The sequence below is a fragment of the Mesorhizobium sp. M0077 genome, from assembly GCF_040322955.1.
Lineage (GTDB): Bacteria > Pseudomonadota > Alphaproteobacteria > Rhizobiales > Rhizobiaceae > Mesorhizobium.
Genome location: NZ_JAMYUL010000002.1, coordinates 51,863 through 73,622, shown reverse-complemented (window position 1 = coordinate 73,622; position 21,760 = coordinate 51,863). Strand labels below are relative to the sequence as shown.

The following is a 21,760-nucleotide window of genomic DNA, read 5'->3' as shown; positions in this document are numbered from 1 at the left end:
GATTCGAAGCCTTGTGATGATAAGGCCTTTCTACCGTTAGAAGGCCCTTCTACTTTCAGAAGGATTGGGCGTGACCGACGACGTGACCAACCAGCCGCCGCCGCTGACGGGCGGCAACGCCTGGCGGGGCGATCCGTTGCTGATCCAGCTTGCCGAGCGTTTTTCCGATCCGGTGCGCAAGGACCTCGACGGGCTTGGCCGGTTCGTCCTGACGCAGGAGGCGCAGGAGCTGGCGCGCCTCGCCAATGTCGAGACGCCGAAGCTCCGCACGCATGACCGTCAGGGCCGGCGCATCGACCTCGTCGAATTCCATCCGGCCTATCATGCGCTGATGCGCCGCTCGGTTGCCGGCGGCCTGCATTCCTCGATCTGGGAAAACGGCGATAGCGAGATCGGCCGTCGCCATCAGGTGCGCGCCGCGCGTTTCTACCTGACCGCCGAACTCGAGACCGGGCATCTCTGCCCCATCACCATGACCAGCGCTTCGCTGGCCGCCCTGATGGCCAGCCCAAAGCTGTTTCGCGAATGGGCGCCGCGCGTGACGACGCGCAAATACGACCAGAGTCAGAAGCCGCCGGTCGACAAGACCGGGCTGACGCTCGGCATGGGCATGACCGAAAAGCAGGGCGGCACCGACGTGCGCGCCAACACCACACGGGCCGAACGCGCCGGCAGCGGCTTTTATCGCGTCACCGGCCACAAATGGTTCATGTCGGCGCCGATGTCGGACGCTTTTCTCGTGCTTGGACAGGCGCCGGAAGGGCTTTCCTGTTTTCTCGTCCCGCGCATCCTCGGCGACGGTTCCGGCAACGGCTTCCGCTTTCAGCGGCTGAAGGACAAGCTCGGCAACCGCTCCAACGCCTCATCGGAGGTAGAGTTCGTCAACGCCATCGGCGAGATGGTCGGCGAGCCCGGCGCCGGCATAAAGACGATCATGGACATGGTCACGCTGACCCGGCTCGACTGCGCCGTCGCCTCGTCGGCAATCATGCGAGCGGGGCTGGCTGAGGCCGTGCATCACGCCCGTCATCGCCAGGTGGCCGGCTCGACGCTGATCGAACAGCCGCTGATGCAGCGCGTGCTGGCGGACATGGCGCTCGATGTCGCCGCCGCCACGGCACTCTCGTTCCGACTGGCGCGCTCCTTCGACGAGGCTGCCGGCGACCGCGGCGAGGCTGCCTTTGCCCGCGCCATGACCCCGGTGGTCAAATACTGGGTCTGCAAGATCGCGCCGCCACTGCTCTATGAGGCGATGGAGTGCCTCGGCGGCAATGGCTATGTCGAGGAAGCGCCGCTCGCCCGCTACTACCGCGAAGCCCCGGTCAATGCGATCTGGGAGGGCTCAGGCAATGTCATGGCGCTCGACGTGCTGCGCGTGCTCGGCCGCGCGCCCGGCCTGTTCGAGGAGGTGCTGGCCGGCATCGACCGCGATCTCGGCGCCGGCGGACGCGGAACCATTGGCGTGCTCAAGGCGGCCATGCAGGTCGCCGGCACCGATGAGGGGTCGGCCCGCCTGCTGACCGAACAGCTGGCGCTGTCGGCGGCAGCTGCGGAATTGCGCCGGCTGGGGGCAGGGCGGATTGCGGACGCCTTCGTCGAGACGCGGCTCGCCGGCCAGTGGCGCAACACCTATGGCATGCTCGATTCGCGCCACGATGCGCGCATGATCATCGACACGCTCTATCCGCCGGTGAATTGAGGGCCTTCCGCCAGTCCGTGAACGAATTTGCCTGCCTGTGGACAGCCGTTAACCTTAACGAATGGTTTCCGTTGCAGCCGCAGGCCGCAGACCCCACTGTCTTTGTCACCAAAGCAGGAATGCCATGCGGCACATTTTGACGTCCTTTCTGGCCTTGCACTGGGCGCTGGTTTTCGCCCTGCTGGCGTTCATCTGTGTCGATGGAAACCGCGGCGTTGCGGGCGCTCTGGGCGTGCTCGGCGTCGTCGTGGAAAACACTCGTCTGGCCGATCTCGACAATGCTGCCGTCGTGGCGCCGCTGGCCATCGCCTTGCTGGTCGTGGCGGTGCTGTTTTGCTGGGTCTTCGTCGAGAGCCTGGTTAACGCCGCAGCGAGCCCGGACGGAGCCGACAGTGTGGCGCGGACCGCCTTCATTTCGGCATCCGCGGTGTTGTCGCTCATCCTGGTCGGCGGCGCGGCGCGAGGCATCAACGGCCTGTTTTTGGTTGTCGCCGTGCAATTGGCGGCACTTCTGGCCTCCTATGTCGCCATGCTGGCCGAGCGGAGGTCGGTCTTCGCCGTCATGGTTTCGCGGGAGGCAGAGAGCCGCGCCACCGCCCATGCCATGGCCAAGGGTGCCGCGCACGGCTCCTTGCTGTCGCGCATTTCCGGCCGTCCGGACATTGGTCCCAGCGGTCGCAGAGGCGGCTCCAGCCGCAGGGACGGTCACTGATGCGCACGCTGTTCGCATTGTGGGCCGCGCCACTCGCTCTGTTCTGGGGCTGGTTCTTCCTGTCGCTCAACGACATCAATTTCGGCTACGTCATGCTCAGCCGGCAGCTGCATGATTTCGTGTTTCAGCTCTACGGGCAGATGCTGGGCATCGATCCGGCGATCATTCCGGGCATGGTGGCAAGGGCCTGCATCTTCGACGGCTTCCTGCTGATGGCATTGTGGGCGTTTCGCCGCCGCCGCAACATCATGGCCTGGGTCAGGCGGCAGGCGGGGAATCCGGTTCCGTCCGATCGCGTGGGTCAAGCGACTGGAGCCGGTCCAGAACTCCCTGCAGAATAAAGGCCGCAGCCGCCGAATCGATCTTGCCGGCGCGCTTTCGGCGCGAGAAATCCATCTCGATCAGCGTCCGCTCCGCCGCCACCGTCGACAGCCGCTCGTCCCACAGCACGAAGGGCAGGTCGGTTATACCTGCCATGTTGCGCACGAAGGCGCGCGACTTCTGGGCGCGGGGACCTTCCGAACCGTCCATGTTGATGGGGAGACCGAGTACAAACGCGCCGACATTGTCCTTCTGCAGCTGGGCGAGCAGCGCTGCCGCATCCAGCGAAAACTTTTTGCGCAGGATGACCGCGCGCGGATGGGCGAAGGACAGGCCGCGGTCGGAAACGGCGACACCGATCGTCTTGTCGCCGAGGTCGAGCCCGGCCAGCGTCCTGCCGCCCTCCAGCCGTGCCGGCAGATCCTCGATTGCTATGATGCCCAACGGCTTTCCCCAACCAGTTTTACCGTGACCCAGTCTTAACCGTGACCCAGACTTACCGTGACCCAGACTTGCCGTCACAAAGAGCGCGACACGTTCTTTTGAACCGCGAGCACACTATGTCACTTTAATTTTGCTGCCGGCGTTCTATCTTCCGGCGCAACCAAAATCGAGGAACACGATCGATGAAATTGACCTGGTACGGACATTCCGCCTTCCGCGTCGAGACATCAGGCGCGAACATCCTGATCGACCCCTATCTCGTCGGCAACCCATCATGGACGAGCGGCTGGGAGGGGCCGGCGGAAGGCGTCACCCATGTGCTTCTGACCCACGGCCACAGTGATCATGTCAGCGGCGCGGTGGAGGTGCTGAAGAAGAGCGGCGCCCAGCTGGTCGCCAATTACGAGATCTGCATGTACCTGGTCGGCAAGGGCGTCGACGGCAAGAAGATCAATCCCGGCAATCATGGCGGCACCGTCGATTGCGGTGCCTTCACCACCACATTCGTGCAGGCACTGCATTCCTCGTCGTTTGGGCTCGATGGCGGCCAGAACGTCTACCTCGGCAATCCCAACGGGCTGGTCCTGCATTTCCCGGAGGACAAGACGCTCTACCATATGGGCGACACCGACATCTTCTCCGATATGGCGCTGATCGAGGAATTGCATGAGCCGAAGATCGGCCTCGTGCCGGTCGGCGACCGCTTCACCATGGGCGGCGCGGTGGCGGCCCTGGCCTGCCGGCGCTTCTTCCACTTCGACACCGTCGTGCCATGCCACTTCGGCACCTTCCCGATCATCGACGCGACGGCGGAGAAGTTCGTGGCCGGCCTCGAAGGATCAGGTGTCGACGTAGCCTTGCCAGCCATCGGCCAAACGATCACACTATAGAGCGATCGTTGAAACGATCCCTTGTCGCAAAGGGGAATTAAACCATGGGTTTGAGAGAGACTCTTTGCGTTTCGATGCTGGTCGCTGCGTCGCCCGCATCCGCCGCCGAGGACTTCATCAAGGGCGTTTACCTCCAGACCCAGGAGCTTTGCGCGCAAGCCAAAAAGGACACGCTGCAGACGCTGATCGACACCGGCAATGTCATCTTGTCGGCGGACGGCCTGCAAAGCGTCGAGTATCATTGCGAGTTCGTCCAGGTCACCAAGGCGACGCGCTCGCCGAGCTGGGCGGTCACTGCCATCTGCCAGGAGCCGGGCTTTCTCTTTCCAGATATACTGTCGATCACGCAAATGAACGCGACCCAAATCGACATCGTCTCGGTGCGCCCGACCGCCGACGAAGGCGAGCAGGCCGGCAATGGCGGCAGCTATTATCTGTGCGAGGGTGTATCGCTGCCCTAGGCTGAAATGCCGCCCTGGCATGAACGGGCTCTATCCCCAAGCACGATCGATGTTGCGCGGCACGCGCCACGCCGCTATAGCGCCATCTGGTTTTCCCAAAGGCTAAAGACATGTCCGTTGATCTGCAAACTGTGAAGCGCGTCGCGCGTCTCGCCCGCATTGCGGTGAGCGAGGAGGATGCCGAGCGCATGACCGGCGAGCTGAACGCCATTCTGGGCTTTGTCGAGCAGCTGAACGAGGTCGATGTCTCCGGCGTCGAGCCGATGACATCGGTGACGCCGATGGTGATGAAGAAGCGCCAAGACATCGTCACCGACGGCAACAAGGCCGCCGATATCGTCGCCAATGCGCCGGCCACTGACGAGAATTTCTTCCTCGTGCCGAAGGTCGTGGAGTAGGCGGCCGATGGCAATCGAGATCGCGATCGAAACGCCGCTGCAGGACGATGTCCGCGCTTTGGTCGAGGAGCTCAACGCGGCTCTGCTCGAACTGACGCCGCCGGAGCATTGCTACCATCTGACGGTCGAGCAGATGGCTGGCGACGACACCACCGTCTTTATCGCCCGCGACGACGGGCAAGCCATCGGCTGCGGCGCGCTGAAGCGCCATGATGCCCGCGTCGGTGAGGTCAAGCGTATGTACACGCGGCCTTCGCATCGCGGCAGGAAGATCGGCGCCAAGATCGTCGAACATGTCGAAACGCTGGCGCGCAGCGAAGGGCTGAAGCGTCTGGTGCTGGAAACCGGAGACCGCCATCCCGCCGCCTGGACCGTCTATGAACGCGCCGGCTTCTCGCGCTGCGGGCCGGTGCTGGATTATCCCGATTCCGAGTGGTCGGTGTTTTACGAAAAGAGCCTTTGATGAGCGAACTGACCCATCTGACAATTTCGCAGGCGCGCGCCAAGCTGCGCGCCAAGGAGATTTCTGCCGTCGAAATCACCGAGGCCTATCTCGGTGCCATCGAGCGCGCCAATCCGGTGCTCAATGCCTACATCGTCGTCACCGGCGACAAGGCGCGCGATATGGCCAAAGCTTCCGACGCCAGGCTCGCCAAGGGCGAGGGCGGTGCGCTGGAGGGCATCCCGCTCGGCATCAAGGATCTGTTCGGGACCGAAGGTGTCCACACCCAGGCCTGCAGCCATGTGCTCGACGGCTTCAAGCCGCGCTACGAATCGACAGTCACCGCCAATCTGTGGGCAGACGGCGCCGTCATGCTGGGCAAGCTCAACATGGACGAGTTCGCCATGGGCTCGTCCAACGAGACCTCCTATTACGGCCCGGTCGTCAATCCGTGGCGGCGCTCGCGCCTCGACACGGTGGTGATGCCGACCACGCATCAGGGTGATGGCGGTTTCGTTTCGGCCGGCGGCACCAAGACCGCGCGCACGCTGGACAATGCCCAACTGGTGCCCGGCGGCTCCTCGGGCGGCTCGGCTTCGGCCGTCTCGGCTTTCCTGTGCGCCGGCGCCACCGCCACCGACACGGGTGGCTCGATCCGCCAGCCAGCCGCCTTCACCGGCACCGTCGGCATCAAGCCGACCTATGGCCGCTGCTCGCGCTGGGGCATCGTCGCTTTCGCTTCGTCGCTCGACCAGGCCGGCCCGATCGCCCGGGACGTGCTCGATGCCGCGATCATGCTGAAGTCCATGGCCTCGGTCGACGCCAAGGACACCACTTCCGTCGACCGGCCGGTGCCGGATTACGAGGCGGCGATCGGCAAACCGATCAGGGGCATGAAGGTCGGCATTCCCCGGGAATACCGCGTCGACGGCATGCCGGAAGAGATCGAGGCGCTGTGGCAGAAGGGCATTGCCTGGCTCAGGGATGCCGGCGCCGAGATCGTCGACATTTCGCTGCCGCACACCAAGTATGCTTTGCCGGCTTATTATATCGTAGCGCCTGCCGAAGCATCGTCCAATCTGGCGCGCTATGACGGCGTCCGCTATGGCTTGCGCGTGCCAGGCCAGGACATTGTCGACATGTACGAAAAGACCCGAGCCGCCGGGTTCGGTCGGGAGGTCAAGCGTCGCATCATGATCGGCACCTATGTGCTGTCGGCAGGCTATTACGATGCCTACTATCTGCAGGCGCAAAAGGTGCGTAATTTGATCAAGCGCGACTTCGAGACGGTTTTTGCCGACGGCGTCGACGTCATCCTGACGCCGGCGACGCCGTCGGCCGCCTTCGGCATCGCCGACGAGGACATGGCCGCCGATCCGGTAAAAATGTACCTCAACGACATTTTCACGGTGACCGTGAACATGGCCGGACTGCCGGGCATTGCCGTGCCTGCCGGCCTCGATGCCAAGGGCCTGCCGCTCGGCCTGCAGCTGATTGGCCGTCCCTTCGACGAGGAAACCCTGTTCCAGACAGCCGCCGTCATCGAGCAGGCGGCGGGAACCTTCCAGCCGGAGAAGTGGTGGTAGCATGCCGCCTCCGTCTCGCATTTCCATCGTCGAGACGGGAAACGAACTGCTGATCGCGAACCCGCCACGCACCTCGGATTTCAGGACAGTCTTTGTCCTGATCGGGGCCGCGATTGTCGCCTACACCGGCTACATGGGATTGACGGATATGTCGTCCGCAACGCTCACCAGCGGCACGCTCGGCCTGCTGTCCTTCGTGGCGGTCATTGCCCTCTTCACCTATTTCCTGGGCAAGGATTTCATCTGGCGGGTGTTCGGCAGGGAAACCCTGCGGCTGACCGACACCGCAGCCGTGCGCTCGGTGAGGGGTTCCTTGCGAAATCGGTGGTCACTGCCTTTGAAAGGGCATCTTAGGGTCGAAATCCTCGACCATACCTATCCCACGGACGAAGTGGGACTGTCGGAAGTCATCAGCTTAACCAACGCGAACGGCGTCCTTGTTTTCGGCAGGGAGTTAAGCCGCCTCGAAGCGGAAGCGGTAGCGAGTGCGGTCGAGCACTTCACCGGCCGTCACAATTTGAGCTGGAGATAGGCAGGCAATGTTCTTCTATCTCTCCAAGGTATTCTGGTTCTTCGTCCAACCACTCAACCTGGCGATCTTCCTGCTGCTTGCCGGCTTGCTCGCGGCGCTGATCGGCCGCCGGCGATTGGCGGCGACGGGCAGTGTGTTCGCCTTCCTGATTCTGGCGCTGTCGGCCTGGACCTCGCTTGGCGCCATGATGCTCAATCCGCTCGAAGAGCGCTTCCCAAAGCCGCCGCTGCCGCGGAAGGTCGACGGCATTGTCGTGCTCGGCGGCGGCTTCGAGGGCGCCATCAACTTGGCGCGCGGCGGCTATGAGCTGAATTCCGGCGGCGACCGCATGGTGGAGGCGGCGATCCTTGCCCGGCGCTTTCCCGAGGCGAAAGTGGTTATCTCGGGCGGCACCGGTGAACTGTTCATCGATGGCGAGGGGGATGCGGCCACCGCGCCGCGGCTGCTCGGTGCGCTTGGCGTCGACGCCGATCGCCTGATGCTCGAGAGCAAATCCCGCAACACCTATGAGAATGCCGTCTTCACCAAGGAACTGGTAACGCCGAAATCGGGCGAAACCTGGCTGCTGGTGACCTCCGCCTTCCACATGCCGCGCGCCAAGGCGCTGTTCGACAAGGCCGGCTTTCACACGGTCCCGTGGCCGGTCGACTATCGCACCTCGGGCAAGGAAGGCTTTGGCCTGTTTCGCGACAACGCACCCGATTCGCTGCAGACCACGACCATGGCGATCCGCGAATGGATCGGGCTCGCCGCCTATTGGCTATCGGGCCGGATCGACCAGCTTTTCCCCGGCCCGGGCGGCTGACCGATCACCGCTTGTCGCGCCGCTGAAAAGAACTGGCGCCGCACCAGCACCGCCAGAAGCAGCAGCGTCGACAGCACGAACACGATCGGGTCGACGAACCAGCCGAGATAGCCGATCGAGAAGAACACCGCGCGCAGGCCTGAATTGAAATGCTTGCCGGCCAGCATGTTCATGCGCGCCGCGCGCCACACCGCCGTTTCGCTGACCGGGTTGCGTGACGCCTCGCCATAGGGGATCGGCACCGCGCCGATCAGGATCGTGCAGTAGTTGAAGAGACGGTAGGCCCAGCCGAACTTGAAGAAGGCGAAGGCCAGGATCAGCACCAGGCCAAAGACCTTGATCTGAAAGGCGGAGCGCGATGAGGTCGCGTTCAACGGCAGGTCGTTCAGCACGGCAAGAACCTGATCCGAGGCGCCAAGCAGCGCGAAACAGCCACCGAGCGCAATCAGCGAACTGGAGGCGAAAAAGGCGGTGCCTTGCTGCAGGCCGCTCATGATGGCGGTGTCGACGATGCGGATTTCGCGCTCGGCCATGGTGCGCATCCAGGCCTCGCGCTGCACGTTCATGGCCATCGTCAACGACACCCGGCTGACCAGTCTGCCGTCGGACGCCAGCGTATGCAGCAACCATGCGAGCAGGAAGAAAGCCAGCGCCGCCAGATCAGCCGTCGACAGATGGAAGGAATCGCCCATGCCCCCTTTTACCACAGGCAAAGCGGTCAGTTCGATGCTCCAATGCATGCCGCCCAGAAGTGAGCTGCGGTTCTGGGACAACGACATGCATTGAAACAAGAACTTAAAGCGCGTCGCATGAATCCGTTTCAGCGCGACGCGCTTTCAGCCGGTGATGTCGCTGCCGGAGCAAACAAGGTCGGCAGGTGCAGCGCCGCAATCCGCAAAACAGCACAAACATCATGGAAAGTCCTATATGTAGGTCTTGATCCCATTCCCGGAGACGGCGCAGCGTGTTTCTTTCGGTTTTCGACTTGTTCAAGATCGGCATCGGACCGTCGAGTTCGCACACGATGGGACCGATGACGGCGGCGCGGCGGTTTCTCGACGAGATCGCCGGCGATGACTGGCCGCGCCCGGCCGGCGTCAAGGTCGATCGCATTGGCGCCAGCCTGCACGGTTCGCTCGCCTATACCGGTATCGGCCATGGCTCGGATCGCGCCGTTATCCTCGGACTTGCTGGCCTGACACCGCAGACGGTCGATCCCGATCAGGCCGAGGGAATCGCCACGCGCATCGCCGCCGAGAAGCGGATATCGCCACGCGGCCATCCCTCCTATCGCTTCGACCCGGCGACGGATCTGGTGCTCGACCGCAAGACGCCGCTCACCGGCCACGCCAACGGCATGGCCTTCTACGCTTACGATGCCGGCGACCGGCTGCTGCTCAAGCGCATCTATTATTCCATCGGCGGCGGCTTCGTGGTGTCCGAGGAAGAGCTGCAGCGGATGAAGGTCAAGGGCTCGGTGACCACAGAAGGCAAGAAGGTGCCCTATCCCTTCAAGAACGCCGTCGAGATGCTGAAGATGGCAGGCAAAAGCGGCCTGTCTATCGCCGACATGAAGCGCATCAATGAAGAGACGCATATGTCGCGCGAGGAGCTCGACAGCGGCCTTGATGCGATCTGGGGCGCCATGAAGGGCTGCATCGACCGCGGCCTGTCGCAGGACGGCATCATGCCGGGCGGGCTGAAAGTGCGCCGTCGTGCCCGCATGCTGCACGACAAGCTGCAGGAGCAATGGCAGCAGAACAAGCCCAACCCTTTGCTGGCCAATGACTGGCTGTCGATCTACGCCATGGCGGTGAACGAAGAGAACGCGGCCGGTGGACGCGTCGTCACCGCGCCCACCAATGGTGCGGCCGGCACATTGCCGGCGGTGCTGCGTTACTGGCTGCATTTCCACCCCGAGGCTGACCAGCCGAGCATCCGTGACTTCCTGCTCACGGCGGCCGCCGTCGGCGGCATCATCAAGACCAATGCCTCGATCTCCGGCGCCGAAGTCGGCTGCCAGGGCGAGGTCGGCTCGGCCTCGGCGATGGCTGCCGCGGGTCTCTGCGCCGTCATGGGCGGCACGCCCGAGCAGGTCGAGAACGCCGCCGAAATCGCGCTCGAACATCATCTCGGCATGACTTGCGATCCAGTCGGCGGTCTGGTCCAAGTGCCTTGCATCGAGCGCAACGCGCTCGGCGCCGTCAAGGCGGTCACCGCCGCCTCTCTGGCGATCAAAGGCGACGGCGTCCATTTCGTGCCGCTCGACGCCGCGATCGAAACAATGCGCCAGACGGGCCTCGACATGAACGAGAAGTACAAGGAAACCAGCCTTGGCGGGCTCGCCGTCAATGTCGTGGAATGCTGACCGCGCAACGCCACTGGCACTGTGGAGAAGTCGGGCAGGGCCGTTGACGCAATCGCGCGCCGGACTAAACCTTAAGCGATGGCACTCAATCTCCTAAAACTGTGCGTCGGTTGCGACAGCGTCGAGGACCTCGAAGAATGGATCGCCTTTCGCGTCGATGAGCGCCGCCGCGCCGGCGAACCCGCCGAGCACTGGCACACCACCCGCATGGTGCCGGCGCGCGGCGCCGAGGTGACCGATGGCGGTTCGCTTTATTGGGTGATCAAGGGCAGCGTGCAATGCCGCCAGCTGATCACTGATATCAGGCCCTTCACCGACGACGAAGGCATCGGCCGTTGCCGCCTGATGCTCGACCTCGACGTCGTGCGCACCGACTGGCAGCCGCGCCGCGCCTTCCAGGGCTGGCGTTATCTCAAACCGTCGGATGCGCCCGCCGATATCGGCAAGGGCAAGGCCGGAATGGTCGAGATGCCGCCGAAACTGAAGCGCGAGCTCGCCGATCTGGGCTTGTTGTAAGGCCACGGCGCGGCCGCTTCTCCCAGAGCGTCGAGCGCTGGCCCTCCATCTTGTCCAAGGCTGGACTTGCAAGGGGCCCGACAACGCCACATCTTGATTCTTATGAGCGACAAGAAGCAGCGCGTGCCCGCAAGGGCCGATCCTGCGCCGGTCAAGCCTCAATCCAATGCCGGCGAGATCGACGCCTTCATCCGTCAGGCCCGGACGCTTGTCGCGTCCGCGACCGGCACGGGCCGGCTGATCCTTGCCCTCGACGCAACGATGAGCCGCCAGCCGACCTGGGATCTCGCCACCAAGCTGCAGGGCGAAATGTTCGACGCCGTCGGCAAGGCCGGAACTCTCAGCGTCCAACTGGCCTATTTTCGCGGGTTGGGCGAGTGCCGCTCGTCGGCTTTTGTCGCCGACACCAATGCCCTGAAGCAGCTGATGACGCGGATCGACTGCCGTGCCGGCCACACCCAGATCGGCAAGGTGCTGGCGCATGCGCTGAAGGAAACGGCGGCGGCCAAGGTCAATGCTCTGGTCTATATCGGCGACGCCATGGAAGAGGATATCGACGACCTGGCGCAGAAGGCCGGGGGCCTCGGTCTGCACGGCGTTCCCGTCTTCGTCTTCCAGGAAGGCCATGATCCCGGCGCAGAAAAGGCGTTCAAGGAGATTGCGCGGCTGTCCAAAGGGGCTTGGTTCCGATTTGATCGGCGGGCTGCCGCGACCTTGGCCGGGCTGCTTTCGGCGGTTGCCGTCTATGCGACGGGTGGATTGAAGGCGCTCGAGGCAAGGGACAGGCCGGGAGATCGGCTGCTGATCGAGCATCTCAGGGGCGGCGGGAATTGATGGGCGCTATCATTGCACTTGTTGCACTGTTTCTGGTGCTGCTCGGCGCGGCGACGATCTTTGTCCGTACCGATGCGCAAAAACTGGCAAGCGGCATGCGCACGCTCGGGCCGGTGCTTCTGGCGCTGGTTGGCCTTGCCGTGCTGGTGGTCGGGCGCGAAGGCATTGCCGGCCTCATCCTGGCCGCGGCCCTTGCCTGGTACGGTTCGATGCGAATGAAGCGGCCGTCGGTCGGGCCGGCGCCCGGCAAGCGCTCGACGGTGCGGACCGCCGCACTGGAAATGGAGCTTGATCACGATACGGGCGGGCTTGAAGGCCTGGTTCTGGCCGGCCGTCATGAAGGCAAGATGCTGGGCGCGATGGGCCTAGCCGAGCTGCAGCAGCTTTACCGCGAACTCCCCGGCGACCCGGAGAGCCGCCAACTCCTAGAGACGTATCTTGACGGCCGTTTTCCCGTCTGGCGCAAAGACGCTGAGGCGAACGGTGGCGAAGGGCTGGGTGTTGCGCCAGGTGCGGGCGCCATGACTAAGGAGGAGGCCTACAAGATCCTTGGTCTTGAAGCGGGGGCCGCCGCGGCGGATGTCCGCAAGGCGCACCGCCGCCTGATGCAGCGCCTGCACCCCGACATCGGCGGCACGTCTTTCCTGGCGGCGCGGATCAACGAAGCCAAGGACGTCTTGCTCTCCAATCACAACTAGTCTCCTTCGACGCAGTAAATTTCCGGGAGATGGTTCCGACGCCGCCCTACTGTTGGACGGCGTAGCAGGCGATTTTCTTTTTCTTCAGGGCATTGCAGGCATTCCAGGCCGCGTCCTTCGAGCGGAAGCCGCCGAACCGGGCGCGGTAATAGGTCTCGCCATCCTTTTCGAAGGCGACGGTGAAACCGGAAGCAGCCCCAAGAACTTTGGGCGCCTGCTTGGCGGTCTTGTCTAGGAAAGCCTGGGCTTCGGACTGCTTGGGCGACGACGCCACCTGCACCGCCCAACCAGCCGGCACCGAGGCCGTGTTGACCGGGTCGACCGCCTGTGGGGATACAGGCGTGGGTTCGGCATAGGCAGCCACAATCTGCGCAGTTTCGACCTTCGGCGCCGTCACGATGACGGTCTTGACCTTCCTGGTCTTGACGACGGGGGCGGGCTCTTCGACCGCGGCCACCGTCTGTTCGTCGGCAGACTGGCCTTCAGCGGACTGCTCGTCAGCGGATGTCGGATCGTCATTGGACGCTACGGCATCGTCTTCAATGATCGGCTTGCCATCCGGCGTCGGCGCGTCATGCTTGGGCAGGAAGACCTTGGCCAGCGCCTTGACCGGATTGTCGCCGCCGGCCTTGGCGACCAGGGCGCCGCCGCCGCGGGTCGATGCGCGCGGCATGTAGGCGTTGATCAGGCCGGCCATCTGGTTGTCGCGGCTGCGCCCCGAAGTGCCGCCCATGACGACGGCGACGAGGCGGCGGTTGCCATCCGAAACCGACGAGACGAGGTTGAAGCCGGAGGCGCGGGTATAGCCGGTCTTGATGCCGTCGACGCCCTTGATGCGGCCGAGCAGACGGTTGTGGCCATTGATGCGCTGGCGGCCGTAAAGGAAGGAGCGCTGCGAGAAATAGCCGTAATACTGCGGATAATGTTCCCTGAGCGCTATGCCAAGCATCGCCATGTCGTGGGCGGTTGTGAACTGGCCGGGATCGGGCAGGCCGTTGGCATTGCGAAACACGGTGCCGTCCATGCCGAGCGCGCGCGCCTTGGCGGTCATCATGCGGGCGAAATTGCTTTCGCTGCCGCCGAGCAGTTCGCCGAGCGCGGTCGCCGAATCATTGGCCGACTTGGTCACCATCGACAGGATGGCGGTCTCGACCGAAACCGCTCCGCCCGCCTTGACGCCGAGCTTGGTCGGCGGTTCGGCCGCCGCTTTGGCCGAGAACGGCACGGGCGTGTTCCTGCTGATCCGGCCCTTCGCCATGGCCTCGAAGGTCAGATAGAGCGTCATCATCTTGGTCAGCGACGCCGGGTAGCGCCGGCCGTTGGCATCGGACGAATAAAGCACCTTGCCGGTCTTGGCGTCGACGACGATCGCCGAAGACCTAGCGGCCATCGAGGACGCGGCATCCGCAACGACAAATGACATCGCCAAAGCGAGGATCATGATCGTTTTGAGGGAAGATGCGGATTTTGAACCAAAGACCGACAACGCCTGACGCACTGATAGTTCCTTTGAAACTCATTGCCCTGGAGGCGGCAAAGGGATCCGACCTCACTTGTCGTCAAACTATCGCAGCCAGCGTTACCAATCCGTTTATGGTAACCGGCGCGTTCACCATTTTCCTCGGGCTTGAGCCTTTCTTTATTCGAATTTTAGCTGTTGCCGGCGCAGCGCGGCCTGATGCCGCTGAAATCTTGACTTTTGTGCAGCGCACAATATATTCTCGTGCATTGCACAATCGCGCTCAGGCAAGGGCGCTTCAAAACGCCAAGGGAAACGTCAAATGACCCAGACCTACGAGGACTTCTCGAAATACGGCAAGGAGTTTGCCGATACCGGATTGAAGAGCTTCACCTCGCTCTCCAAGGGGGCGCAGGCGATCGCCGCTGAAGCTGGCGAATACACCAAGAAGAGCTTCGAAGCCGGCAGCGCCGCGGTCGAAAAGCTGTTCTCCGCCAAGTCGCTGGAAAAGGCGGTCGAGATCCAGTCCGACTTCGCCAAGCAGAGCTATGAGAGCTTCGTTGCCGAGGCGACCAAGTTCGGCGATCTCTATGCCGATCTCGCCAAGGAGGCTTACAAGCCCTTCGAATCGATTGTCGCCAAGGCGAAGTAATTTCGCTCGAGAATACCAGGCACGGCCTTTCGGGCTTGCAAAACAGACCCGGTCGCGGATGCGCGGCCGGGTTTTTTCATGCCGGTTTCAATTCCGGGGCTTTGGCGGTTCACGATTTTGAAAATCCCCTCGGTTTGCCCACCTAGCCATATTGTCAGCTAACAAGAAGGGCTTAAAATCGTCCATCGAACACCTACATATCGAACTCGCATGGGGATTCGAAAGAGGCAGGATTACGTGACTTCAGGTTTGACTGCCACGAGAAGCGTGGTGCGGATGCAAAGTGACGGCGACGGCAATGAGGCCGGTCGCGGCACGGCCGTCATTACGCGCACCAAGACCAAGACCAAGAAGCCCAGCCTTTACAGGGTCCTCATCCTCAACGACGACTACACGCCCATGGAGTTCGTGGTTCACGTCCTGGAGCGTTTTTTTCAAAAGGACCGCGAAGCCGCCACACGCATCATGCTTCATGTTCACAATCATGGGGTGGGCGAGTGCGGGGTCTATACATTCGAGGTGGCCGAGACCAAAGTGTCTCAGGTCATGGATTTCGCCCGACAGAATCAGCATCCGCTGCAATGCGTGATGGAGAAGAAGTGAGGTAACATGCCGGCTTTCTCCCAAGGCCTGGAAAAGGCGCTTCACCAGGCGCTGACGCTCGCCAATGAGCGGCACCATGAATATGCAACCCTAGAACATCTGCTGCTCGCCCTCATCGACGACACCGAGGCGGCCGCCGTCATGCGCGCCTGCAACGTCGATCTCGACGAGCTGAAGCACACCGTTCTGACCTATATCGACACCGAACTCGACAATCTGGTCACCGGTTACGATGAGGATTCCAAGCCGACCGCCGGCTTCCAGCGCGTCATCCAGCGCGCCGTGATCCATGTGCAGTCATCCGGCCGCGAGGAAGTGTCCGGCGCCAACGTGCTCGTCGCCATCTTTGCCGAGCGCGAGAGCCATGCCGCTTATTTCCTGCAGGAACAGCAGATGACCCGCTACGACGCGGTCAACTACATCTCGCACGGCATCGCCAAGCGCCCCGGCGCATCGGAGACGCGCTCGCCGCGCGGCGCCGATGACGAGCAGGGCGGCCAGAACGGCGCCGAGCCGCAGGAGGAAGGCGGCAAGAAGAAGCAGCAGCAGGATGCGCTGACGGCTTATTGCGTCAACCTCAACAACAAGGCCAAGGCCGGCAAGATCGATCCGCTGATCGGCCGCGAGAGCGAAATCAACCGCACCATCCAGGTGCTGTGCCGCCGCTCCAAGAACAACCCGCTCTATGTCGGCGATCCCGGCGTCGGCAAGACGGCGATTGCCGAAGGTCTGGCCAAGCGCATCGTCGAAGGCGACGTGCCCGAAGTGCTGCAGGACGCCACCATCTTCGCGCTCGACATGGGCACGCTTCTGGCCGGCACCCGCTACCGTGGCGATTTCGAAGAGCGGCTGAAGCAGGTTGTCAAGGAGCTAGAGGATTATCCCGGCGCCGTGCTGTTCATCGACGAGATCCACACCGTCATCGGCGCCGGTGCGACGTCCGGCGGCGCGATGGATGCGTCGAACCTGTTGAAGCCGGCGCTGTCTTCGGGTGCCATCCGCTGCATCGGCTCGACCACTTACAAGGAGTTCCGCCAGTTCTTCGAGAAGGACCGCGCTCTGGTGCGGCGCTTCCAGAAGATCGACGTCAACGAGCCGACCATCGAGGACGCCATCGAGATCATGAAGGGCCTCAAGCCCTATTATGAGGAATTCCACAAGGTGAAGTTCACCAACGAGGCGATCAAGGCTTCGGTGGAACTGTCGGCCCGCTACATCAACGACCGCAAGCTGCCGGACAAGGCGATCGACGTGATCGACGAGACCGGCGCCTCGCAGATGCTGGTGCCGGAAGCCAAGCGCAAGAAGACGATCGGCATCAAGGAGATCGAAGCCACGATCGCCACGATGGCCCGCATCCCGCCGAAGACGGTTTCGGCAGACGACGAGAAGGTGCTGCAAGGCCTCGACATCGAGCTGAAGCGCGTCGTCTATGGCCAGGACACCGCCATCACCGCGCTGACCTCGGCGATCAAGCTGGCACGTGCCGGCCTGCGCGAACCGGAAAAGCCGATCGGCTCCTACCTGTTCTCAGGCCCGACCGGCGTCGGCAAGACCGAAGTCGCCAAGCAGTTGGCTGCCTCGCTCGGCGTCGAGCTGATCCGCTTCGACATGTCGGAATATATGGAACGCCACACCGTCTCGCGGTTGATCGGCGCGCCTCCCGGCTATGTCGGCTTCGACCAGGGCGGTCTGCTTACCGACGGGGTCGACCAGCATCCGCACTGCGTGCTCTTGCTGGATGAAGTCGAGAAGGCGCATCCGGACCTGTTCAACATCCTGTTGCAGGTCATGGACCACGGCAAGCTGACCGACCACAACGGCAAGCAGATCGACTTCCGCAATGTCATCCTTATCATGACCACCAATGCGGGCGCATCCGATGCGCAGCGCGCGGCGATCGGTTTCGGATCGACCAAGCGCGAAGGCGACGATGTCGAGGCCATCAACCGGTTGTTCACGCCGGAGTTCCGCAACCGTCTCGATGCGATCATCCCGTTCGGCTCGCTGCCGGTGCCGGTCATCCATCAGGTGGTGCAGAAGTTCGTCATGCAGCTCGAGGCCCAGCTCTCCGAGCGGGGCGTCACCTTCGACCTGTCGTCCGCCGCGATCGCCTGGCTGGCCGACAAGGGCTATGATGAGCGCATGGGTGCGCGGCCGCTCGGCCGGGTCATCCAGGAGCACATCAAGAAGCCGTTGGCCGACGAGGTGCTGTTCGGCAAGCTCAAGAAGGGCGGCACGGTGCGCGTCACCGTCGAGAAGAAGGAAACCGGCGAAACCGGCCTGAAGCTCGAATCACTGGCCGACGAAGCCCCGGTGCAGCCGAAGCAGGAGCCGGAAGAGACGCCGAAAGCCCGCAAGGCGGTGGCCAAGAAGCCCGTCGCCAAGAAGGCGGTGGCGCAGAAGCCTCAGCCCAAGGGCAAGGACGAGCCTGAGCCCAAGGGCAAGGATGGCGGCAAGCGCAGCCTGGTGCCGCAACTGCCGCGCAAGAGCTGAAAGGTTCGCCTATGAAGGGCCCGGTGACGGGCCCTTTTTTCATTGGCTGGCCGGTTTGCCGACACAGCGCCCCTGCTTTTCAGGGCAGATGTTGTTAGGTCAGGCGGCGACGCCCTCGGGTGCAAACTTGCCCAGGAAGTACCCGCACGCCTTCCAGATGGCGATCGAAATCAGAACGCTCGCATAGCCATCCACGGCATAATGCCAGCCAAGGACGACCGAGCCGACCATGATGATTGCGGCGAATGCCCACATCAAAAGGCCGGCCAACCGTGAGCGGCGTGTTGCATAAAGCGCGAAAAGCACCGCCATCGCTACATGCATGGACGGGAAGGCGGATATGCCGAGACTGCCTGGCGTCGCCCCGATATAGCCGCTCCACACAAGGTCCTGCGTGCTGAGCGCCCAGATCGGATAGATGCGATCGGCGGCGGCGAGTGCTTGCATCAGGGAATGATAGTCGCTGCCCAGCCCCAGTCGCTCGTAAAAGCACGGCCCTGCCGAAGACAGGCCCATCGCCAGGAAAAAACCCGCCAGTATCCACACGAGCATGAAGCTCATCAGGAACTGGTGACGCAGCTTCGTGTCCCTGCGCGTGATGCAAGCGATGAAGACCGAGGCGATAAGGACGACGAACCAGGAATTGTAAGCCAGGTTGAACGATCTTACGGCGAGCGGCGACTGGACGATAAACCATAGCCATTCATGGGGCGCTCGGCCGAAATGCAGCACCCGGTCGGCCTGAGCCAATGCGTGATCCCATGCGAATGGCGAAAGGATCGCGACCGCGCCTTTCAACACACCGAAAGCGGATATGAGCGCAATGCACGCGGCCAGACCATTCAGGCTGTTGGCGTTGCGCTCGGCGTCGCCGAAGACGCCGCCGATCGATCGCAGAAAAGTGCCGAGCGGCTCGGGATCCCGCTTGATGAGTGCAAGGTGAAAAAAGCTGCCGAGTGCGAAGGCGCAGCCACCGATCCAGAAAGCGAAAAGAAGGTATTGGGCATAGTCTTCCAGCACGCCGAAATCCGGCATGTTTCCGGTGCGCAGGCCGACCGCGGCTGCCAAAAGCAGGGCAGCGATGGCCATCGCATGCAGCAGGCGGTGTCGCCGGTACGCGTCCGCCAAGGTGCGCAGAAAGGCCCGCCCGGCAGCTGCTTTTACCAACGGCTCTGATGTCGCAACCGAATGTTCCACGATTTTTAAAACCCAAACGCATCCCGGTACGGCACTTTATCACGGGGTGGTTTGATATTTTCCTAACCGACGTGGTGGATTGTGGCTGAGCGCATCGCCCTGAGGCGCGCGCCACCTCAACCGTTCAGCGCTGCTCGGATCTTCGCCGCGTTCTCCGTCAGCACTTCGGGCTTCTCCATCTGCCCCGTATGCGGCTTGAGCGCGATGCCTTCGAACCGCGGGATGACATGGACATGTAGGTGGTAGACGGTCTGGCCGGACGCCGGTTCGTTGAACTGCAGGATGGTGACCCCGTCAGCGCCGAAACCCTTTTTGACCGCCAGCGCGACCGTCTGGACCGTGGTGAACAGCCGGCCGAGCGTCGCCGGATCGGCATCGAGCAGATTGCGCGACGGTACTTTGGGCACCACCAGCGTGTGACCGGGGCCTTGCGGCATCACATCCATGAAGGCGACCACGGCATCATCCTCGTAGATGCGGTGCGAGGGGATTTCGCCGCGCAGGATCTTTGCGAAGATATTGCTGGGGTCGTAGGCCTCGGTCATGGCGGCGCTCCGGGAGTATGCTCCCGGTGTAGCGAAGCTGTCCTGGACCGGCAAGATGGTCAGGTAAGATGGTCAGGCGAGGGCAGGCGCGGATCGCTATTCCTCAAGATCCTTGCGGAACGGCGTATGCTCTTCCAGAATTTCGCCCATCCGCTCGACCTCGCGCCGCTCACGCCGGAGATAATCGGCCACAGCATTGCGCAGGCCGGGATGTGCGATGTAGTGCGCCGAATGCATGGTCACGGGACGATAGCCGCGCGCCAGTTTGTGCTCACCCTGCGCGCCGGCCTCGATCACCTTCAGCTTGCGCTCGATGGCGAAGTCGATGGCCTGATGGTAGCAGACTTCGAAATGCAGGAACGGGTGGTCCTCGATGCAGCCCCAATTGCGGCCGTAGAGCGCATCGGAGCCGATGAAGTTGATGGCGCCGGCGACATAGCGGCCATTGCGCTTGGCCATGACCAACAGGATGTCCTGGGACATGCGCTCCCCGATCAGCGAGAAGAACTTGCGGTTGAGATAGGGCCGGCCCCATTTGCGGCTGCCGGTATCCATATAGAAGGCGAAGAAATCGTCCCAGGCCCTTTCGGTCAGGTCCTTGCCGGTCAGCCGGTCGATCGAGATACCGTTGGCGAGCGCCTCGCGGCGCTCCTTCTTCATCGCCTTGCGCTTGCGCGATGCCAGCGTGGCGAGAAAGTCGTCATAGGTCGAAAAGCCTTCGTTGAAGAAATGGAACTGCTGGTCGGTGCGGTGCAGGAAGCCGGCTGCTTCCAGCGTTGCAACGTCGCTTTCATTGGCGAAGGTGACATGCGCGGAGGACACGCCGAGCTTTTCCGTCACCGCCTTCAGGCCCGCTGCGAGACCGGCCTTCACAATGGCGCTGTCCTCGCCCTTGCTGACCAGCAGGCGAGGGCCGGTGACCGGAGAGAACGGCACGGCGCATTGCAGTTTCGGATAGTAGTTGCCGCCGGCGCGTTCGAACGCATCGGACCAGCCGTGGTCGAAGACATATTCGCCCTGGCTGTGCGATTTGAGATAGCAGGGCACGGCGCCCAGCAATCTGCCTTGGGCATTTTCCAGTCTGAGATGATGACCTTGCCAGCCGGTGCGCCGCACGGCGCAGCCGGAATCTTCAAGCGCGCTCAGAAAAGCATATGAAACGAGAGGGTTATAGCCGTTTTCTGTGTCGCTGCGGGTTGTGCCGGTAAAGCCGTTCCACTCGTCGCATGTGAAGGCATTGATGCCGGCGGCGACGCGGATGGAGAACTCCGCATTCGCCGTTTGCCCATCGCCTTCGTCACCCTGATCCATGAGGCTTATTTAAGCTCTGTCGGGGCCGCTACAAGTCACGTTTCAGGCACTCCCATCAGGCGACTTTGACCAGATCGGGTTCGAACCCTTCGAACGTCATCTGGTCGGCGTATTTGAAGGTGAGATCCACCGCCGGCTGGTCATGCACCGTCCAGGTGATGACAGGCATTTTAAGCCTTTCGCGCACGAAGCTGACGAACGGGTTCGGCAGATCGCCCGCGGCATAGGAGGTGAAGGCGAGGTCATGCGCCAGCATGGCGAAATGCGCCTCGATCAACTGGTTGTCCTTGCCATAGGCCGTGAGCCCGCCCGGAATTCCTGGCGCATCCCTGGGGAAATCGCGGACCAGCCAGTGGTCGAACGACATGATCGCCGCCTTGCCCTTGTAGCGCTCCAGCATCTTGCCGACGCTCGCCACCAGGCCCTCGTCGTAGCCGGGCACGCCCTTCAATTCGACCACCAAAGGCACGCGGCCGTCGACCAGGTCGAGCACCTCCTGAAGTGTCGGCACATGGTCCTTGGTGCCGCCGATCCTGAGCGCCGCCAGTTCCGCTGCCGTGCGCTGCCAGACGAAGCCGTCCTGGCCGGTCAACCGCCTGAGATCGCCGTCATGAATGATGACGGGGACGCGGTCGGACGACAAATGCACGTCGCATTCGATCGCATAGCCGCGCTCGGCGGCAGCAGCGAAGGCCGACAGCGTGTTTTCCCAGCGCGTCTTGTTCATGTCGTGAAAGCCGCGATGCGCCACCGGGCGGGCGGTCAGCCAGGAAAGGTCGGTCATTGTCTTG

Annotated in this window: 25 protein-coding genes; 18 read left to right on the top strand and 7 right to left on the bottom strand. The window is 62.9% G+C overall.

The window, feature by feature from the left end; genetic code table 11:
* The first annotated feature begins 70 nt into the window (after positions 1-70).
* From NKJ57_RS04525 to NKJ57_RS04515, 3 genes are all read left to right on the top strand, one after another.
* The gene (locus NKJ57_RS04525; protein ID WP_023724362.1) at positions 71-1,699 is read left to right on the top strand and encodes a DNA alkylation response protein; all 1,629 of its coding nucleotides are present in this window, start codon (positions 71-73) and stop codon (positions 1,697-1,699) included.
* Between the two features lie 124 nt (positions 1,700-1,823).
* Positions 1,824-2,411, top strand: coding sequence for a hypothetical protein (locus tag NKJ57_RS04520; protein WP_023706215.1), 588 nt, complete (start codon positions 1,824-1,826; stop codon positions 2,409-2,411).
* Positions 2,411-2,752 carry a DUF6105 family protein gene (locus tag NKJ57_RS04515; RefSeq protein WP_023670995.1) on the top strand — a complete coding sequence of 114 codons (342 nt, stop codon included), beginning with the start codon at positions 2,411-2,413 and terminating at the stop codon, positions 2,750-2,752. Before NKJ57_RS04520 ends, NKJ57_RS04515 begins: the two co-directional genes overlap by 1 nt.
* Here the strand turns inward: NKJ57_RS04515 and ruvX are convergent.
* A complete protein-coding gene (gene ruvX, locus NKJ57_RS04510; RefSeq protein ID WP_023688595.1) occupies positions 2,670-3,176 on the bottom strand; it encodes a Holliday junction resolvase RuvX in 507 nt (168 codons plus the stop codon). The genes NKJ57_RS04515 and ruvX overlap by 83 nt on opposite strands.
* A 182-nt stretch (positions 3,177-3,358) precedes the next feature.
* On the opposite strand from ruvX, the gene NKJ57_RS04505 reads away from it, so the two are divergent.
* The 7 genes from NKJ57_RS04505 (at position 3,359) to NKJ57_RS04475 (ending at position 8,290) form a co-directional block, all read left to right on the top strand.
* Positions 3,359-4,066, top strand: coding sequence for a metal-dependent hydrolase (locus NKJ57_RS04505; RefSeq protein WP_023670997.1), 708 nt, complete (start codon positions 3,359-3,361; stop codon positions 4,064-4,066).
* Positions 4,067-4,110: 44 nt separating this feature from the next.
* Positions 4,111-4,527: a hypothetical protein gene (locus tag NKJ57_RS04500; RefSeq protein ID WP_352512593.1), complete on the top strand. Its 417-nt coding sequence runs from the start codon at positions 4,111-4,113 to the stop codon at positions 4,525-4,527.
* Between the two features lie 110 nt (positions 4,528-4,637).
* Positions 4,638-4,925 (top strand): Asp-tRNA(Asn)/Glu-tRNA(Gln) amidotransferase subunit GatC, encoded by a 288-nt coding sequence (gene gatC / locus NKJ57_RS04495; protein ID WP_352512591.1) that lies wholly within the window; start codon positions 4,638-4,640, stop codon positions 4,923-4,925.
* Positions 4,926-4,932: 7 nt separating this feature from the next.
* A complete protein-coding gene (locus NKJ57_RS04490; protein ID WP_023671000.1) occupies positions 4,933-5,388 on the top strand; it encodes a GNAT family N-acetyltransferase in 456 nt (151 codons plus the stop codon).
* Complete coding sequence (locus NKJ57_RS04485; protein WP_352512590.1) at positions 5,388-6,953, top strand: amidase; 1,566 nt, start codon at positions 5,388-5,390, stop codon at positions 6,951-6,953. Before NKJ57_RS04490 ends, NKJ57_RS04485 begins: the two co-directional genes overlap by 1 nt.
* Before the next feature lies 1 nt (position 6,954).
* Positions 6,955-7,485, top strand: a complete 531-nt coding sequence (locus NKJ57_RS04480) for a hypothetical protein (protein WP_023693430.1) — start codon at positions 6,955-6,957, stop codon at positions 7,483-7,485.
* A 7-nt stretch (positions 7,486-7,492) separates the two neighbouring features.
* A complete protein-coding gene (locus tag NKJ57_RS04475; protein WP_023693431.1) occupies positions 7,493-8,290 on the top strand; it encodes a YdcF family protein in 798 nt (265 codons plus the stop codon).
* On the opposite strand, the gene NKJ57_RS04470 is transcribed toward NKJ57_RS04475, so the two are convergent.
* Positions 8,239-8,982, bottom strand: a complete 744-nt coding sequence (locus tag NKJ57_RS04470; protein ID WP_023671004.1) for a DUF599 domain-containing protein — start codon at positions 8,980-8,982, stop codon at positions 8,239-8,241. The two genes, NKJ57_RS04475 and NKJ57_RS04470, sit on opposite strands and share 52 nt — an antisense overlap.
* 272 nt (positions 8,983-9,254) lie before the next feature.
* On the opposite strand from NKJ57_RS04470, the gene NKJ57_RS04465 reads away from it, so the two are divergent.
* From NKJ57_RS04465 to NKJ57_RS04450, 4 genes are all read left to right on the top strand, one after another.
* A complete protein-coding gene (locus NKJ57_RS04465) occupies positions 9,255-10,658 on the top strand; it encodes an L-serine ammonia-lyase (RefSeq protein WP_352512589.1) in 1,404 nt (467 codons plus the stop codon).
* Positions 10,659-10,736: 78 nt separating this feature from the next.
* Complete coding sequence (locus NKJ57_RS04460) at positions 10,737-11,174, top strand: DUF1489 family protein (RefSeq protein WP_023815779.1); 438 nt, start codon at positions 10,737-10,739, stop codon at positions 11,172-11,174.
* 102 nt (positions 11,175-11,276) lie between these two features.
* Positions 11,277-12,008 (top strand): VWA domain-containing protein, encoded by a 732-nt coding sequence (locus NKJ57_RS04455; RefSeq protein ID WP_352512588.1) that lies wholly within the window; start codon positions 11,277-11,279, stop codon positions 12,006-12,008.
* Positions 12,008-12,706, top strand: coding sequence for a DnaJ domain-containing protein (locus NKJ57_RS04450; protein WP_023742449.1), 699 nt, complete (start codon positions 12,008-12,010; stop codon positions 12,704-12,706). The genes NKJ57_RS04455 and NKJ57_RS04450 overlap by 1 nt, the downstream gene beginning before the upstream one ends.
* A 46-nt stretch (positions 12,707-12,752) precedes the next feature.
* On the opposite strand, the gene NKJ57_RS04445 is transcribed toward NKJ57_RS04450, so the two are convergent.
* Positions 12,753-14,147, bottom strand: coding sequence for an SPOR domain-containing protein (locus tag NKJ57_RS04445; protein WP_502882099.1), 1,395 nt, complete (start codon positions 14,145-14,147; stop codon positions 12,753-12,755).
* 17 nt (positions 14,148-14,164) lie between these two features.
* Between NKJ57_RS04445 and NKJ57_RS04440 the strand changes: the two genes are divergently transcribed.
* The 4 genes from NKJ57_RS04440 to clpA all read left to right on the top strand — a co-directional run bounded on the left by NKJ57_RS04440 (position 14,165) and on the right by clpA (position 17,916).
* Positions 14,165-14,491 (top strand): hypothetical protein, encoded by a 327-nt coding sequence (locus NKJ57_RS04440; RefSeq protein ID WP_352512715.1) that lies wholly within the window; start codon positions 14,165-14,167, stop codon positions 14,489-14,491.
* Positions 14,488-14,817 (top strand): phasin family protein, encoded by a 330-nt coding sequence (locus NKJ57_RS04435; protein ID WP_352512585.1) that lies wholly within the window; start codon positions 14,488-14,490, stop codon positions 14,815-14,817. The genes NKJ57_RS04440 and NKJ57_RS04435 overlap by 4 nt, the downstream gene beginning before the upstream one ends.
* Positions 14,818-15,093: 276 nt before the next feature.
* Entirely contained in the window at positions 15,094-15,420 is a 327-nt protein-coding gene (gene clpS, locus NKJ57_RS04430) for an ATP-dependent Clp protease adapter ClpS (RefSeq protein WP_023671012.1), read from the top strand.
* 6 nt (positions 15,421-15,426) lie between these two features.
* Positions 15,427-17,916: an ATP-dependent Clp protease ATP-binding subunit ClpA gene (gene clpA, locus NKJ57_RS04425; RefSeq protein WP_352512584.1), complete on the top strand. Its 2,490-nt coding sequence runs from the start codon at positions 15,427-15,429 to the stop codon at positions 17,914-17,916.
* A 99-nt stretch (positions 17,917-18,015) separates the two neighbouring features.
* Here the strand turns inward: clpA and NKJ57_RS04420 are convergent, their stop codons facing one another.
* The 4 genes from NKJ57_RS04420 to NKJ57_RS04405 all read right to left on the bottom strand — a co-directional run bounded on the left by NKJ57_RS04420 (position 18,016) and on the right by NKJ57_RS04405 (position 21,753).
* Positions 18,016-18,951 (bottom strand): phosphatase PAP2 family protein, encoded by a 936-nt coding sequence (locus NKJ57_RS04420; RefSeq protein WP_352512583.1) that lies wholly within the window; start codon positions 18,949-18,951, stop codon positions 18,016-18,018.
* Positions 18,952-19,229: 278 nt separating this feature from the next.
* Positions 19,230-19,658, bottom strand: a complete 429-nt coding sequence (locus NKJ57_RS04415; RefSeq protein WP_352512582.1) for an HIT family protein — start codon at positions 19,656-19,658, stop codon at positions 19,230-19,232.
* Positions 19,659-19,754: 96 nt separating this feature from the next.
* Positions 19,755-20,969, bottom strand: a complete 1,215-nt coding sequence (locus NKJ57_RS04410) for a GNAT family N-acetyltransferase (RefSeq protein ID WP_352512581.1) — start codon at positions 20,967-20,969, stop codon at positions 19,755-19,757.
* Positions 20,970-21,024: 55 nt separating this feature from the next.
* Entirely contained in the window at positions 21,025-21,753 is a 729-nt protein-coding gene (locus NKJ57_RS04405) for a glycerophosphodiester phosphodiesterase (RefSeq protein ID WP_352512579.1), read from the bottom strand.
* Positions 21,754-21,760: the final 7 nt, after the last annotated feature.